This is a genomic window from Candidatus Melainabacteria bacterium (genome assembly GCA_003963305.1).
GTDB lineage: Bacteria > Cyanobacteriota > Vampirovibrionia > Obscuribacterales > Obscuribacteraceae > PALSA-1081.
The window spans coordinates 354385-369521 of record RXJR01000001.1 but is presented as its reverse complement, the minus strand read 5'-3'; the positions used below and the strand labels follow the sequence as shown (position 1 = coordinate 369521).

At 50.1% G+C, this 15137-nt stretch carries 13 protein-coding genes; 7 read left to right on the top strand and 6 right to left on the bottom strand.

Annotated elements, in window-relative coordinates:
- Position 1 precedes the first annotated feature (1 nt).
- From EKK48_01530 to sufC, 4 genes are all read right to left on the bottom strand, one after another.
- The gene (locus tag EKK48_01530; protein RTL46047.1) at positions 2-328 is read right to left on the bottom strand and encodes a non-heme iron oxygenase ferredoxin subunit; all 327 of its coding nucleotides are present in this window, start codon (positions 326-328) and stop codon (positions 2-4) included.
- Between the two features lie 4 nt (positions 329-332).
- Complete coding sequence (sufD, locus tag EKK48_01525) at positions 333-1685, bottom strand: Fe-S cluster assembly protein SufD (protein ID RTL46046.1); 1353 nt, start codon at positions 1683-1685, stop codon at positions 333-335.
- Between the two features lie 94 nt (positions 1686-1779).
- Positions 1780-3219: a Fe-S cluster assembly protein SufB gene (sufB, locus tag EKK48_01520; GenBank protein ID RTL46045.1), complete on the bottom strand. Its 1440-nt coding sequence runs from the start codon at positions 3217-3219 to the stop codon at positions 1780-1782.
- Between the two features lie 9 nt (positions 3220-3228).
- Entirely contained in the window at positions 3229-3999 is a 771-nt protein-coding gene (gene sufC / locus EKK48_01515) for a Fe-S cluster assembly ATPase SufC (GenBank protein ID RTL46044.1), read from the bottom strand.
- Between the two features lie 241 nt (positions 4000-4240).
- Here sufC and EKK48_01510 point away from each other — a divergent pair, with 241 nt between their 5' ends.
- The 5 genes from EKK48_01510 to EKK48_01490 all read left to right on the top strand — a co-directional run bounded on the left by EKK48_01510 (position 4241) and on the right by EKK48_01490 (position 8900).
- A complete protein-coding gene (locus EKK48_01510) occupies positions 4241-4891 on the top strand; it encodes a MarR family transcriptional regulator (protein ID RTL46043.1) in 651 nt (216 codons plus the stop codon).
- Positions 4892-5100: 209 nt separating this feature from the next.
- Positions 5101-5346 carry a hypothetical protein gene (locus EKK48_01505; protein RTL46042.1) on the top strand — a complete coding sequence of 82 codons (246 nt, stop codon included), beginning with the start codon at positions 5101-5103 and terminating at the stop codon, positions 5344-5346.
- 314 nt (positions 5347-5660) lie between these two features.
- Positions 5661-7316, top strand: a complete 1656-nt coding sequence (locus tag EKK48_01500) for a hypothetical protein (protein RTL46041.1) — start codon at positions 5661-5663, stop codon at positions 7314-7316.
- A 42-nt stretch (positions 7317-7358) separates the two neighbouring features.
- The gene (locus EKK48_01495) at positions 7359-7688 is read left to right on the top strand and encodes a hypothetical protein (protein ID RTL46040.1); all 330 of its coding nucleotides are present in this window, start codon (positions 7359-7361) and stop codon (positions 7686-7688) included.
- 330 nt (positions 7689-8018) lie between these two features.
- A complete protein-coding gene (locus tag EKK48_01490; GenBank protein RTL46039.1) occupies positions 8019-8900 on the top strand; it encodes a hypothetical protein in 882 nt (293 codons plus the stop codon).
- A 121-nt stretch (positions 8901-9021) separates the two neighbouring features.
- On the opposite strand, the gene EKK48_01485 is transcribed toward EKK48_01490, so the two are convergent.
- Complete coding sequence (locus EKK48_01485) at positions 9022-9696, bottom strand: response regulator transcription factor (GenBank protein RTL46038.1); 675 nt, start codon at positions 9694-9696, stop codon at positions 9022-9024.
- A gap of 119 nt (positions 9697-9815) precedes the next feature.
- Between EKK48_01485 and EKK48_01480 the strand changes: the two genes are divergently transcribed.
- Both EKK48_01480 and EKK48_01475 read left to right on the top strand, forming a co-directional pair.
- Positions 9816-11279 carry a HAMP domain-containing histidine kinase gene (locus tag EKK48_01480; GenBank protein RTL46037.1) on the top strand — a complete coding sequence of 488 codons (1464 nt, stop codon included), beginning with the start codon at positions 9816-9818 and terminating at the stop codon, positions 11277-11279.
- A gap of 237 nt (positions 11280-11516) precedes the next feature.
- Positions 11517-13676, top strand: a complete 2160-nt coding sequence (locus EKK48_01475; protein RTL46036.1) for a hypothetical protein — start codon at positions 11517-11519, stop codon at positions 13674-13676.
- A 5-nt stretch (positions 13677-13681) separates the two neighbouring features.
- Here the strand turns inward: EKK48_01475 and pyk are convergent, their stop codons facing one another.
- Positions 13682-15124 (bottom strand): pyruvate kinase, encoded by a 1443-nt coding sequence (pyk, locus tag EKK48_01470; protein ID RTL46035.1) that lies wholly within the window; start codon positions 15122-15124, stop codon positions 13682-13684.
- Positions 15125-15137 lie beyond the last annotated feature (13 nt).

Here is a 15137-nt window from a genome sequence, read left to right as displayed (position 1 = left end):
CTTATTTGTGTTCGCCAGAGACGGCGACCCATAAATCTTCTCCGCGTTCTTCGCATGGGTATGTGGCGATCGGTACGACCGCCGGCATACACACCACCGCTCCGGTCTCCACATCAAACCGAGCACCATGGCGCGGGCATTCGATCGTGTTGTCGACTAGCTCGCCTTCTCCAAGCGGACCGCCGTCGTGCGTGCAGATATCCGCGACGGCAAAGAACTTTCCTTCGACATTGCAAACGGCGATGCGCTGATTCTCTACAGTGTAGACTTTGACGTGGCCTTCAGGCACATCATTTTTGTTTGCTACTTTGCTGAATTCAGCGCTCATCGATTTAGACCCCGTGAATTTTTTCAGCCAATACGTCGTAGACCCAGTCTTTGGCTCTGCCGATCGTGCATGCTTCCAAAATCTGTCTGAAGAAGCCTGTGACAATCAATTCTTCGGCAGCGGGCGCAGATAGTCCGCGACTCATTAGATAGAAGATTTGCTCGCGATCGACTGGACCAACTGTGGCTCCATGTGAGCATTTGACGTCATCGGCGAGAATTTCCAACTTAGGAATGGAATCAGCGCGAGCTTCATTGCCGAGCAGCAGGTTCTTGTTGCTCTGGAAAGCTGCAGTCTTCTGCGCAATCTTATCGACTTCGATAATTCCCTGATAGATCGATTGGGCGTTGCCTTTCAATGCCACTCGGAAGTTGATATTGGAGTTGGTATCAGGGGCGATGTGTTTCTGGATGGTGTTGAAGCTGTAATGTTCATCGTTGTCACCAAGAACGATGCCCTGCAGATCGCTTGTTGCTCCTTTAGCATTCAAGATCGTGGCAATGTCGCCCTTCAATTGTGAACCGCCGAGAGCAACTGTCAGTGACTTGACCGATGCGTCTTGTTCGACTTGATTGTGAGTGCGAGTAATGGCAAAGACGTTGGCATCGAATTTCTGAATTTCGAGATATTCGCATTTTGCACCGGCAGCAACGTGCACTTCGACGAGCGCATTGGCCAGTGAACGCAGAGTTGTCTTGGTTTCAGCGCCAGGCTCCGAGCTGATGATGTTGATCAAGTTGGCTTTGCTGTGACTGCCCAGTACGGCGATCAAGCGCGGAAAAATGGCCACGCCGTTGGGAGAGCCATTCGATGAAGTGAAGTGAGTGAGGCTGATGAAAGGTCCCTCTACTTCGACGTTGGCTGGAACGTAGAGGAAAGCGCCGCCGTTGAAGAGGGCTTTGTTCATCAAGACAAATTTCTGGTCGCACTCGATCTTGGAAAGATAGGGGCGGATCAATTCGGCATGATCGCGCAGGGCTTCTTTCAATGTGCAGAAGATGACGCCTTTGGCGGCTAATTCTGCGGGAAGTTTTGCCGGTATAGATGATTGTCCGACTTCTGCAACAACGCCTGAATTATCTTCGAAGAACGTCAGGGCAGTTTCGAACCATTCTGGTAATTTTGCTTTCGCGTCGCTCTTGGTCGACAGATCGATGGCGTTCAAGTTGGACAAATCCAAACTTTCGATATCAGTCTTGCGCCAATCTTCGTCACGACCTGTGGGCATGGGTGTCTGCAGATATGCTTCCCATGCAGATACCCTCAATTCTTTCAACCAAGATGGTTCGCCATTCTGGGACGCCAAATTATCCACGCGCTCCCGTGCAATTGTGTTTACCGACTTCGACTCTGACATTTGTCTTTCCTTGATTCCGCATTACTTCGGGCCGCTAAATACACTGCGCCAAATCTTTAGATCTGGCGGCAGTGCATAAAAGAATTCACGATTTCTACCCCACCGAACCTGACATTTCGAGCTGGATGAGCCGGTTCAGTTCAACAGCGTATTCAAGCGGCAGTTCTTTTGTGAACGGCTCGAAGAATCCATTGATGATCATGGCGGTAGCTTCGTCTTGTGTCAGTCCACGACTCATCAGGTAGAAGAGTTGCTCTTCACCGACTTTTGACACCGTTGCTTCGTGTTCGATGGTGACGTCTTTTTCGTCGATTTCCATAGTCGGGTAGGTATCCGACCGAGATTTTTCATCGAGCAGAAGCGCATCGCACTTGATGTTCGACTTGGCGCCTTTGGCGTTTGGATAGACTTTCACGAGACCGCGATACGAGGTTCTGCCGCCATTTTTCGAGATGGACTTGGAGACCACCATTGATGTCGTATTTGGTGCAGCATGCACCATCTTGGCACCTGCGTCTTGATGCTGGTCGTCGCCCGCAAAAGCGATCGACAGCACTTCGCCGTGTGCGCGTTCGCCGACCAGGTGAATAGCCGGGTACTTCATGGTCAGCTTGGAGCCGATGTTTCCGTCGACCCACTCGACCTTGGCATCGGTGTGAGCAACAGCGCGTTTGGTGACGAGGTTGTATACGTTCTTCGACCAGTTTTGAATCGTCGTGTAGCGAATGTGCGCGCCTGGCTTGGCAATCAGCTCAACTACAGCGGAGTGCAGCGAGTCGGTCGAATAAGTCGGGGCAGTGCAACCTTCGATGTAGTGAACGAAACTGCCTGGTTCAGCAATGATCAGCGTTCTTTCGAACTGACCCATGTTTTCCGCGTTGATGCGGAAGTAAGCTTGCAGTGGAATTTCCACCTTGACGCCTTCCGGCACCCAGACGAAACTTCCGCCCGACCAGACGGCCGAGTTGAGAGCTGAGAATTTATTGTCGGCAGCCGGGATAACGGTGCCGAAGTGCTTGCGCACTATTTCTTCGTGCTCGCGCAATCCTGAATCCATATCAAGGAAGACAACGCCCTGAGCTTCCAGGTCTTCGCGGATGGAGTGGTAGACAACTTCTGATTCGTATTGCGCGGTGACGCCGGCAAGGAACTTACGTTCAGCTTCTGGAATGCCCAGACGGTCGAAAGTCTGTTTGATGCCTTCTGGAACATCGTCCCAGCTTTTTTCAGTTCTTTCTGAAGAGCGCACGAAGTAAAAGATGTTTTCGAAGTCGATATCGTCGAGAAGCTGACAGTTGCCCCATCGTGGCATTGGCTTCTTGAGGAATATGTCGAGAGCGCGCAGTCTGTATTTCAACATCCACTCAGGCTCGTTTTTCATCGACGAGATCTTTTCTACGATCTCGCGAGTCAAACCTCTGCCTGACTTGAAGACATAATCTTCTTTGTCCTGGAAACCATACTGTGAGTAGTCGTTTCCGATGTTGCCGATTGATTGATCGTGAATTAGTTCCGCAGACATGGTCGCCTCCATCCGTAAATGTTATGAAACACCTGACGGCGTAAGTTCTTGTGATACCCAGTCGTAGCCACGAGCTTCCAGTTCTTTGGACAGGTCGGCGCCACCAGATTTGATGATGCGTCCGTCCTGGAAGACATGGACGAATTGTGGTTCCACATAGTTGAGAATGCGCTGATAGTGAGTAATCAGCAAAATTGCCGTTTCCGGATTAGCGAGGGTGTTGATGCCTTCCGAAACTGTCTTGAGCGCGTCGATGTCGAGACCCGAGTCTGTTTCATCGAGAACTGCAAGGGCTGGTTTGAGCAAAGCCAATTGAAGAATTTCCAGACGTTTTTTCTCTCCGCCTGAAAAACCATCATTGATATATCGGCTGAGGAATTCATTGGGAACTCCCAGGCTTTTCATTTTTTCCTTGAGCTCGGCTCTGAATTCTTTGACAGGAATCTCTTTGCCGCGCACGGCGTTCACAGAAGCGCGCAGGAAGTTCGAGACGGATACTCCAGGAATCGCCACCGGGTATTGAAATGCCAGCGCCAGACCGCTGCGAGCACGTTGGTCAGGCGACATCTCGATAATATCTACGCCTTTGAACAACACCTTGCCAGAAGTGACGGTGTAGCGAGGGTGCCCCATCAATGTGTATGAGAGGGTCGACTTACCCGAACCGTTACGTCCCATGATGGCGTGTACTTCACCTGGATAGATGTCCAGATTGACGCCTTTGAGGATTTCTTTGTCCTCCACCTTTGCGTGCAGGTCTTGAATGGAAAGTAGCGGTTGTTTAGCAGTCATGGAAGTTGCCTTTAGTGGTCAATGGTCTGTGACGAACGCGATCCTAGCTTTTTCGCGGCTTGGCACCGGATAGGGTAACCTTAAAAATGTCAAAGCTTAGGATTGTAGGCTTTTATAGATAAAATAGTATCAAAAATCTCAGAACTATTCGTCCTTCTTAAGGATCAAGTAGCGAACTGATACAAAAGTCCCAACCACGGGCGCTTTCAGAAGAGTAGAATGAGATAACGAGGCCATTCCGATGATTCAGCAGTTAGGCGACAATCCCGAACGTACCCAAGAAGCCGTGCTCGTGTTTATCAAGCGCATGGGCGAGGTCACTGTCGCCGACTTGTGTAAGGAGCTGGGCATCACGTCAATGGCGGTCAGGCGCCATATTGCCGCCCTTCAAAAGGACGGGCTGGTTCATTCGCGCATTGTGCGGCAGTCTCGCGGACGCCCGACTTATCACTATAAATTGACCGAAAAGGCGGAGGGGTTATTCCCGACTGGGTTCCAGAACCTGGCAGTCGATCTGCTCGACGTTGTGTATGAGCAGAGCGGAGACACTGGTGTCATGGATTTGCTCAGTCGCCGCAACGACAAAATGGCTGACCGTTTCAAGTCTCGTGTGATCGGCAAGGACATGAAGGGGAAAGTGGCCGAGGTTGCCAAAATCTTCTCGGAAAATGGCTATATGACTGAATGGGAGACTCTTCCAGACGGCAACTTCATTATTTTTCAAAGGCATTGCGCCGTGCACGATCTGGCGCTGCAATATCAGCAGCTGTGTGTTCTCGAACCTCAATTGATGGAAAATCTTTTAGGTGTAAAGGTAACGCGACAGCAATATATCCTCAAGAATGATCCGGTTTGCGGCTATGTCGTGCCGAATACCGACACCGCTCATTAGGCTGGAATTCTCAATCTGATCCTTTGACAGACCTCTTCTTCTGGCAGAGCTTCGTTTTGATGCTGCTCAACTGGCTGCTCACTGCGTAACCTTCCCGGTTGGGCGTGGGGGAAATTCCCGCCTTTTGATTGAATTACGAATTGTCCTGCAAAATCGCAGAGCCTAATCTATGATTGAGCACATGCTCAGGGGACCCGTGAATCCTTCCAGTGAAAGTAGAAGTAGTCCGAGCGATGGTAGTTATCGACCCGAATTTGAGCATTATGGAACTGCTGCAGATGGCGGCAGACAATCACCATAAAAAGATTGAGCTGGCCGAAGACGAGAAGCGCGAGCTGATAGCTGTCTTGAAGAAGCGCGCCATGGATGAACTGGAATACGGTCAGGAAATTGAGCTCGATACCGTACGTTTGATTCGTCGGGTGACCGGGGCTGTCGGCGTTTATTTCACTTGAGTTTAGTTCGCAAATAGTGATTGCACTTGCTCCACTGATAGGGGTCGGACCCGATAAGTGGTCACTTACTTACTGATCTATTGCTTATCAGCTAACAGGTTGGCGCGAAGAAGCTGACAGGTTGGCAAAATTGCCTGTCGTTGACAACCGTACAAGTTGGTAATGTCTCGGTAATATCCATTTCTTATACTGCGTTCACAAAGTTGAAGTTGGACTTACTACCGACTGCTTCGCCCCACCTGACAAAGCACCCGCCACCACCCCCAGTGGCACCGCTATTTCGCGGATACACACCCAAGTGAGGACCTATAAAAATGGCAAGAACCGAAGCTCCTACCAAAGAAGAGAAGAGAGGCACTGATCGCGTCGAGTCAGCTATTTCGAAAAGCCCTTCTGATCCAAGTCCATTCTTGAAAGAACTTGATTCCATTACGGGTCCATCACAGACAAAGGCATTGGCTCAACTTGATCGTGACGGCTACGGCACGCGCGCTGAAGGTCTGGCTGCTCAAAAGATTATGAGCGATTTGCACAGTGTCAAAAGCACTTTTGGTTATGGTCAAATCAGCAAGGAAGACATTCAGCAGTACGGTGACAAAGCCACGAGCCCAGCCGAAAAAGCGCTTGCCAAGCGACTGCAGGACCACTTTACTCAGATTTCCACTGATGGAAAGGTTATTACTCAAGGCGACATCACCAAGTACCTCGGGCAGGAACAAAACAAAGCCGACATGCGCAATCTGCATGCCAAAGATGCCAACGGAAAGACTCTTCTTGACTCTGTTGGTGACGGTAAGGGCGGAGTTTCCGGAGATAAGTTGGACAAGAGACTTGCTGATCCTTCTTTGTCTGACGCCGATAGAGCTAGCCTGGAGCGCCTCAACCAGCAGCGTGATAAATCGTACATGGGGCTTGGTTCGCGTACTGGCGACCTGACGGCAGATCAAGTTAAGAAACTGGACGAGAACGCCGGTTTGAAACCAGAAGACATCGCCAAGCTCAAAAAACAAGCCGAGCCACAAAGTGGAGATCAGCAACGTACCGCAGCAGCTCTCAGCGACCTGACTGCCAAGCCAGGCGGCAAGGCAAGCTTGCTCGATAAAGTCGGCGACGGCAAAGGTGGAGTTGATGAAGCCAAAGTTCAAGACTTTATTGCTCATCCTGAACGCCATAATCTGACAGCGGAAAATCAAAAGACACTGCAGGCACTCAACGATCAGATCACACAAAATCAGCTTGCCAACCCAGGCATGGACGGCAACATCTCACCTCGCACCAATCTGAGTCGAGCTGATTTGCAAAAGATGGGTGCTGATTCGGGTGTCAACTTCGATAAACTGGCTGCCAATCCAGCCAAGCCAGCTGAATCACCTGAGCAGAAAGCACGCGAACAACAATTTAGCCACCTCTTTGATAAGAAAGATGGTAAGCCAAGTCTCTACGATCAAATCAAGAGTCCTGATGGCGGAGTCAGTGGCGACAATCTCGATAAAGCTCTCGCTAATCCTAATCTGAATGCTGCGGATCGTGCTTCATTGAGCTACCTCAAGACACTGCAAGAAGATGGCAGATTGTACGGCAAGAAAGACTTCTCGAAAGATGAAATCGCTGCTAAAGCTCACGAGCACAACATGTCTGATGCGGCGCTGAAAAAAGGTGGATTGGATGCCACTCCAAAGCCAGTCGACGCAGCTCCGCCTGTAACAACTCCTGGTGGCGATATGAAGGCTGAGGCTCACAAAGCTCTCGTCGTACAGTCCGGTCAAGGCTACTATCACGTTGCCGAGCGTCTCCTCTCTGAAGCTCATAAAGGCGATAAGAAGTACGAACCAAGCCAGAAAGAGTTGAAAGAGTTGGTAAATCAACTGCGCCACGCCAACGGTAACCGCAAGTCGTTGAATAGCAAGGAAGAACTGAAGGTAGACGACGCCATCAAGCACAACCCTGCTTTAGCCGGATTGTTCGCATAGATTGGAACAGCGGAGCTGTCGATTTTATAGAGGTTACGTGACATGAGTACAGCAGCACACAGTATGCTCAACCGTTTTAGTCAGATCACTAATAATTCGACAGCTCCCGCTCCTGTAGGTTCGGATGCAACTTCTGTTCCGCAGGAGCCACGCAAAGACATCTTCATGCTCACCAGTCAGGCAATCGAAGAGCTGCTCAGTGGTATTCCTGATTCACTATTGCCGCCTCTGGCTCTTGCCGATGGAGGCAATGCCTTTGACGGAGATGCTACGAACGATTGGTTCTATCCCGGACGCAGTTTGAGAAATGGAACTTTGCCGGAAGTAGATCTGGTCGAAGTTCAGGTCATGGAATTTTCCGCACTGTCCTAACTTACCCTCACAAATTATGGAGGAAATCCGAGTCTGGAACCTGCGCTTGAAGGAGGATCTGACGAAAGCAAGAATCATTAACTGAACAATCCATTACTAAAATCAGCTAAGTACATCTGCCGTTGAGCGTCTGAAGCGTTTAACGGCAGATTTTTTGGCCGTTTCAAAGTTGTCATGCCTGCGACACAAGTTTTTTCGTATTCTCTTTGTGTAAGGCGAAACACAGCCCATCCACATATTTCGCCAAAACAATTACTAGCTTCAAATGACGTTGCCTGGCGGCGTCGCTTGAACGAACTCTTGCGCCCCCGTATTGAGGATTTTAAGAACATGGCTAATTCAGAAGTGCTAACTGGTGACCAGATCGCAAAACAGATTGCAGGCAGAAACGAAAACAGCAATTTTTCCGATATCGCCAGAGAAATTCACGACATGATGGACCACAGACCTAAAGGTTCTGGCGCAGAACTGGCTAAAGTCAACGATGCTCTCCATGCCGCAGGCATCTTGCCAGGTATCGAAATCACAGGCGTACAAGGTTCGGACCTGATCGGAAAAAATCCCAGCGGTGCGACTGTAAGACTTGATTCAACAGACCTCGGACATGCAAAGGTCGATACGACTAACACGATTACACAAATCAACGGGCGTGATGCCACCGTCACTGCAGATGGCTCCGGTCAGTTGACAGTAAAAGCCGGTGACTGTGGCTGGACGCTGGCAAGCGATGTGCTCAAATCTCAAGGCAATGCCAACCCGACTGACCGAGAAATTGCTAATCTCTCATTGCAGCTCGAGCAGCTTAACGGCAAGAACGCGATTCAGAACATGCACCCGGGGGATTCAATCAAATTCCCGCCAGCTCTGAAAGGTGGAGTCGAGACGAGCTTTGTGTCAGAACGAGCAGAAGATGCCGAAGCCGAGGCGAAAGATCAGATAGATTCCAATTATGATGCTGCTTATGCTGCTTACGAGAAAAATACAACCTGGCAGTTATTTGCCGGCTACAAAGTTTCTGAAAGTGATATCGATCGTTATCTCTCCAGTGATGACTTGACTGCTCAGGAGCGCCAGGGCTTCCAGTTCTTCAAAGACAATTGGAATATGCTTTCGCGTGACGGATACATCTGGGAAAACGAAGTGAACGCCTGGAAAGATACGGCTACCCGACAGGCTGAGCAAGATTCGTTTCTTGCACGCAAAGATGGTTGATCGGCAGCTTCCTTACAGTTCCCCAGTAGAACTTTTGGGCTGCCCCTGAATTCGCCAGATACCGGTTGATGCAGCAAATTAGAAGAGCCGCGTTGATTGCGTGGCTCTTCTAATTATGTTGTTAGTGTTCGGAGAGTTTGTAGCCGACGCCGTGAATATTTTGAATCAATGAAGGCACGCCTTCCGTGTCGATTTTGTTGCGCAGCTTCTTGACGGTTGATCTTATCGTTTCGGTCGATTTGTCCGAATCCGATGTCCACACTCGTTCAAGTAATTTATCTGTGCTAAATACCTGATCTGGATGACGCATGAGAAATTCGAGAAAGGTAAATTCCATGCGCGCCAGATGAATCGGTTCACCGTCCTTGGTGACTGTATGTTTAACGCAATCGAGCACCAGGTTGCCCGCTTTCAAGGTGTTTGAATTCAATGTCGTGGGGCGGCGCAAGAGCGCTCGTACTCGCGCCGAGAGCTCCTTCAGATGAAAAGGCTTTGTCAAGTAATCGTCAGAGCCGGCATCGAATCCAATTTCCTTTTCTGTAATTGTGTCTTTGCCGGTGAGCATGAGTATTGGCGCCCGCCCGCCGAAACTGCGGTATTGCTTGCAAACTTCTATTCCGCTCATCTTCGGCAGAGCCAGATCTAAAATTATCAGGTCATACTCGTAAGCGCGCATCATATCAAGAGCGTCGGTTCCGGTCTCAACATGCTCTACGAGGTACTTCTCGAAGAGCAACCAATCGCGCACAGTAGTTGCGACTTGCATGTCATCTTCGACGATGAGGATTTTTGCCATGGTTATTTTTCTGAAGGGAAGGCCTGTGATCTAGTCTGTTATAACTTATTTTATCGTTCCTTTGGACTGATCCGGCTATTTGGCAAGCCGGTCTACTGTTGAGCCTTGCGAGCACCTTCATGCGCCTTGATTTCAAGATAGCCCAGATTGGACTTATCCTAGTCTGTGTTCCGCTCGCCTTCGAATTGATATTTATTGGAATTTATAACTATCTCGTCCAACAGGCTGATGCGGAGATCAAATATCAAAGTTCCGTCAAAGACATCGTCTATACGGCGAGCAGCATCAACACGTTTGCCACGCAGATGGCCGCCAACGTCGGCGGCTACAGTCTGACGCATAGCGAATCTTTCCTCAACAAATTTCTTGAAAACGACGCGAAGTGCATTCAGGCTTTCGATCAGCTCGACCAGCAATTGCAAGATGATCCCGAGCATCTGGCCATGGCCAAGGAAGGGCGCAAGTACGGCATGCTTGGCTCCAGATTGTTGCACGATTTGTGCGACAGCATCTCGCGCGGCGCCGGTGGCAGAGACATGATCGCCGGTCCGGGAAAACTCGTCAGAGTGAAAAGGATAATCGAAGACCTGACTAAGTCCTTGCGTACTATTATCAAAGACTATCTGGTTGCCGCTGAAGAGAGTCCGAAGCGGGAAGCGCAGATTCGAAAGTATTTGGAAGTCGTGTTGGTGTTTGGCGTCAGTTTCAATATTCTGCTGGCCATTTTTCTGGCGATTTTATTCGGAAAGACAATCACATCCAAAATCAAGACGATCATGGAAAACACTGTCCGGGTGCCAAAAGGCTTGCCTCTGAATCAGCCCATGGAGGGCAGTGATGAACTCGTGCAGCTCGATCACATTTTTCACTCAATGGTCGATGAGTTGAATGATTCGAGAAAAATGCAGCAGTATCTAATTGCTATGGTCAGCCATGATTTGCGCTCCCCGCTTACGTCCTTGCAGGGCATGCTCACTCTTCTATCTGTTGGTGCACTGGGCGAACTACCTGAAAAGGCACAAGCCAAGGTCGAGTTGGCGGAGGCTGATTTGACGCGCTTGATCAAGCTGACTAATGACCTGCTCGATACCGAGCGGCTGGCCTCAGGTAAGCTCGATTTGAAAATTTTGTCTGCATCGATGGAGGAGTTGATTGACTCGGCACTTGACTCGGTGCGCTCATTTGCCGATCAGCATAAAATCAAGCTCAAGGCAGAAACAGTGCCAATTGAAGTAGAGATGGATCCCAGTCGTATACTGCAAGTTTTGTGTAACTTCCTCACGAACGCGATCAAGTACGCGCCTGAGGGCTCGCTTGTGATCGCGCGTTGCGAAAAAGATGGTGACTTTGTGCGTGCTTCGATTATCGACCAGGGGCGCGGTGTTCCGAAGGACAAGCAGCAGGTTATTTTTGAGAAGTTTCAACAGGTGGAAGAAGCTGACGCTCAGGTTTTAGGAGGGAAAGGGTTGGGATTGGCTATTTGTAAATCAATAGTCGAGCAACACGGCGGCACTCTCGGCGTTATCAGCGAGAATGGTAAAGGCAGCACTTTCTGGTTCCGCATTCCGATTGCACATCAGTGAAAGTGGCAACGGCAGCATCTTGTGGTTGCGCGTTCCGATTGGACACCAAAAATTCACTTTATCGAAATAGTATCGGGTTATCCGATTAAATAACAGATTTAGACGTCATGCGGAATTATGCTCTGCATAGCGTATCCCTGAAGTGGCGGCACGCCGACTCTTCAGAACAGTCTGGCGCAATTGTGCTGGACCGAAGCGCACTTACTACCACCCTAAACCCTTCGCTGCAGGTCATCTATGGGACGCTCAGATAGCTTTTCACTTCATCCGGAAATCGGCTTGCCTCCATCACAGACGCGGGACCAACCAGTTACATCCGAACCGCCCAGCGCGTTGATTGCCATGTTGCGCCAGACAGACAGGGTCGCAACGCAAGCGCGAGATGAGTTGCCGTTTTATGGACTATCGGTCTTGCCTGACTTGCGCATTGTTCGCCCCGGTGAGCCGTCAATAGATGCCGGTGAACAGCTCCGCAAGCCCGAACAACCGGCACAACGATTTGGCAGCAACGTAGTACTCGATGCCGACAATAGAATTTCCAAAATAACCTATCCAGCAGAAGGTAAAACGCGCGAGTTCGGTCGCGATGAGCACGGCGAGATCAATAAACTTGTGACAACGACTGAGCGCGGGCAGTTCAGCTACGTAAAGGAAAACGGGCAGTGGCTTTATCTTGCGCCCGACCACAAGCGCTACGCGGCGCCTCACTTTTCGCTGGACGACAATGGTGAATTTTCTAAAGGTGTGCGTGACGGCGTTGTACTGACTCAGCGCACCGACGGACGTTCCTTTGAAGAAGAGCGCACTGCACTTGGTGCCAGAATACAGCGCGATGCTGATGGTAATCCTCTCACTATTAAACGCCCTGATAACACGATGGTCTCTGCGACCTATGAGGACGGACGGCTGACCAAGCTGGTTGATACGTGCGAAGGGCAATCTACAACCTGGTTGCGGGATGGGAAGGGGAGCTGGCGCAGTGATGATGTGCCACCGCAAACGGTGCGCAATTTGCGAGTGGAAAGCAATGGTAATCTCTCGTATGCTGTAGACAATCTGAAATACACGATACGTGGCAATGGTGCCGAGATCAAGGAAGGACCAGGTCTGGCGCGATACACATTCGACGACCAGGGTCGAATCAGCAAAATCAGGTATCCGAATGATAAATCTACCCTTAGCTTCGGGTACACGGGTTCCGACGAAAAACCGTCATTCATTCAGGTGGATGACTTCGCCAAGCATCAAAGCAAACGTTATATCCATCAGCCCGAGAAGGGCGGTTGGACTGAGCTGGATCGAAACAACAATTTGCTTGGCACCTGGAAGGGCTCGGTCAAACTAAACGATGATGGTACGTATGCGGTCAAGCCTGCTGGTGACGTATGGACAACTTATTTGCCAGATGGCAAGACGTCCAAGGAGAAAGTTCAACAACAGCCGGAATCCGCCGATGGACGCGGCAAGCCGCATGGACCTGATTCACCGGATGCGAGTAGACCAGAAACACACAGACCGGAAACGCGGAGACCTGAAGCACCTCCCGAAACAAGCAGACCGGAAACGCGGAGACCTGAAGCACCTCCCGAAACAAGCAGACCGGAAACGCGAAGACCTGAAACACCTCTGGAAACGCAAAGGCCGGAACGACCTGCGGATCCAAACAGTGTCAATGAAATAACCGATCATTCCGTTCAACTCAAAGGTTATATGTTGCCCTCTCCAGATCAACTCGGTGCAGGCTCCTGTCTTTATATGTCTGCCACGGGAATTGCCGAGTACTTGATCAATAAATCCAAGGGCATCGTTAATCCGCAAGTCGGTGGCCCAACCGACCTGTCAGAGCAATGGACCCTTAACTTGAGTAAGACTGTTCAATTGGCCAACAACTACACTGATGCGCCTGAGTTGATAGCGAGGGGTCTTGGGCTTACTGATGCACGTATGAAGTTCAAAGACTATGGTGATTGCTCCTGGATGCGTGAGCCGATCATCCCTGGTCGCGGTACGGAAGCTGTACCGCCATATAAGAAAGATGTTCTCTTCAACTGTGGCGGGGAAGGAAGTCAAAACTCTTACGGTCAGATGCGTCAGGGCGATCTCGAACGCATCAAGAAATATCTGCGGGAGCAGCAATCTCCTGTGCTCTTCGTGTACAAGCCGCCGACGGCAAATTATTGGCACGCCAACATCATCACCGGATACAACGATAAGACCCAGACATTTACAGTGCGGGACTCTTCATTTGGGCGCAAGGTAACCAATGTCCCTGCCTACAACTATAATGGAAATCCTAAGTGGGGACCTCAACAATATCGAGACCAGACTGAAATGCCTTACTACCAGGTTCTTCAGTGGGGCAACCATGCCACCGGCTATCGGCTGGCTGAGAAGTAAGAAAGCTAAATGCCTTTCAATTCCCAGTAACTCGCAGGCACTTTCGGAGAAATCGTAGAAAGTTTGACGAAGTTCGCTGCGCCGCGGGCCGCAATCGGCAATCCGCCAGTGATGATTATGTTGTCCTTGGGCGAGACTAAGCCGCGCTTTAAGAGGGTTTCTTCTACCATCGATAGAGTCGATTCAGAGTCGCTCACCTCGGTCAACATCAATGGTGTGGTGCCCCAGACCAGACTCAACTGGCGATAGACGTGGACGTGTTGCGTGAGAGCAATGATCGGACCAGGCGGTCTGAACTGCGAAATCAATCGTGCCGTTGAGCCGGTCTTGGTGAAAGCGGCAATGACTCGCGCTTTCATATCGACAGCCATATTACAGGCGGCGTGAGCGATGGCGTGAGCTGATGTGGGCAGATCGTGTTGATGCAATTTCGAGTATTCAACACTTCCTTCGGCCGCGGAAGCAATTCTTCTCATCATGCGCACCGCTTCGACCGGGTATTCACCCATCGCACTTTCTTCTGAAAGCATGACAGCGTCTGTGCCGTCATAAATCGCATTAGCAACGTCTGATGCTTCTGCTCTTGTTGGGCGTGGGTTATGAATCATCGATTCGAGCATCTGCGTAGCTGTAATTACGGGTTTGCCTTTGGCATTAGCGCGTGCTGTAATGCGCTTTTGCACAGGAGGAACTTTTTCGGGCGGCAGCTCAACACCGAGATCTCCGCGGGCAATCATAACGCCATCAGCGAGATCAATAATCTCTTCCAGGTGATCGATCGCTTCCGGTTTTTCCAGTTTTGCAATAATTGAAACTGGCGGCCAGTGCTCTCCGATGAATTCGCGCAAATACAAAATATCTTGCGGGTCGCGAACGAACGACAGAGCGACAAAGTCTACGTCGTACTTCAAACCGAATGCTAAATCGGCTTTATCTTTTTCGGTCAAAGCTGGAATCGACAGTCGCACACCGGGGATATTGATACCCTGATGGTCTTTCAAATAACTGCCACTGACAATTTCGCATTCGACATCGGTGTCGGTGGTTTTCAGAACTTTCAGCTCGATCAAACCATCATGCAACAAGATGGTGTCTGAAGTCTTCACTTCATGAGCTAACTGCGGATAATTCGTGCTGACGATTTCGTCTGAGCCTTCAACGATTCTACTGGTAAGGGTGAACTTTTTGCCTGTAACCAGGTCGACTTTGCCACCTTTGACCTTTCCTGTGCGCAGTTTGGGACCGCAAAGGTCGAGCAGAATGCCCACTGATTGATCGAGTCTTTGACTTATTTCTCGAACATCTACAACAATCGAGGCAATGGAGTCGTGATCGGCATGCGAACAGTTGATACGCGCCACGCTCATACCAGCCTGGATCAGCGCTTCTAAAACCACCGGATTTCTACACGCGGGGCCGATCGTGGCAATAATTTTCGTTCTGGTCATCCGTTAACTCCGA

What these genes read in the sequence shown, in the direction of transcription:
- sufC (RTL46044.1), bottom strand. Translation starts at nt 3,999, where the DNA reads ATGACTGCTAAACAACCGCTACTTTCCATTCAAGACCTGCACGCAAAG.
- EKK48_01475 (RTL46036.1), top strand. Translation starts at nt 11,517, where the DNA reads ATGGGACGCTCAGATAGCTTTTCACTTCATCCGGAAATCGGCTTGCCT.
- EKK48_01530 (RTL46047.1), bottom strand. Translation starts at nt 328, where the DNA reads ATGAGCGCTGAATTCAGCAAAGTAGCAAACAAAAATGATGTGCCTGAA.
- pyk (RTL46035.1), bottom strand. Translation starts at nt 15,124, where the DNA reads ATGACCAGAACGAAAATTATTGCCACGATCGGCCCCGCGTGTAGAAAT.
- EKK48_01490 (RTL46039.1), top strand. Translation starts at nt 8,019, where the DNA reads ATGGCTAATTCAGAAGTGCTAACTGGTGACCAGATCGCAAAACAGATT.
- EKK48_01510 (RTL46043.1), top strand. Translation starts at nt 4,241, where the DNA reads ATGATTCAGCAGTTAGGCGACAATCCCGAACGTACCCAAGAAGCCGTG.
- sufB (RTL46045.1), bottom strand. Translation starts at nt 3,219, where the DNA reads ATGGAGGCGACCATGTCTGCGGAACTAATTCACGATCAATCAATCGGC.
- EKK48_01485 (RTL46038.1), bottom strand. Translation starts at nt 9,696, where the DNA reads ATGGCAAAAATCCTCATCGTCGAAGATGACATGCAAGTCGCAACTACT.
- EKK48_01480 (RTL46037.1), top strand. Translation starts at nt 9,816, where the DNA reads ATGCGCCTTGATTTCAAGATAGCCCAGATTGGACTTATCCTAGTCTGT.
- sufD (RTL46046.1), bottom strand. Translation starts at nt 1,685, where the DNA reads ATGTCAGAGTCGAAGTCGGTAAACACAATTGCACGGGAGCGCGTGGAT.
- EKK48_01500 (RTL46041.1), top strand. Translation starts at nt 5,661, where the DNA reads ATGGCAAGAACCGAAGCTCCTACCAAAGAAGAGAAGAGAGGCACTGAT.
- EKK48_01495 (RTL46040.1), top strand. Translation starts at nt 7,359, where the DNA reads ATGAGTACAGCAGCACACAGTATGCTCAACCGTTTTAGTCAGATCACT.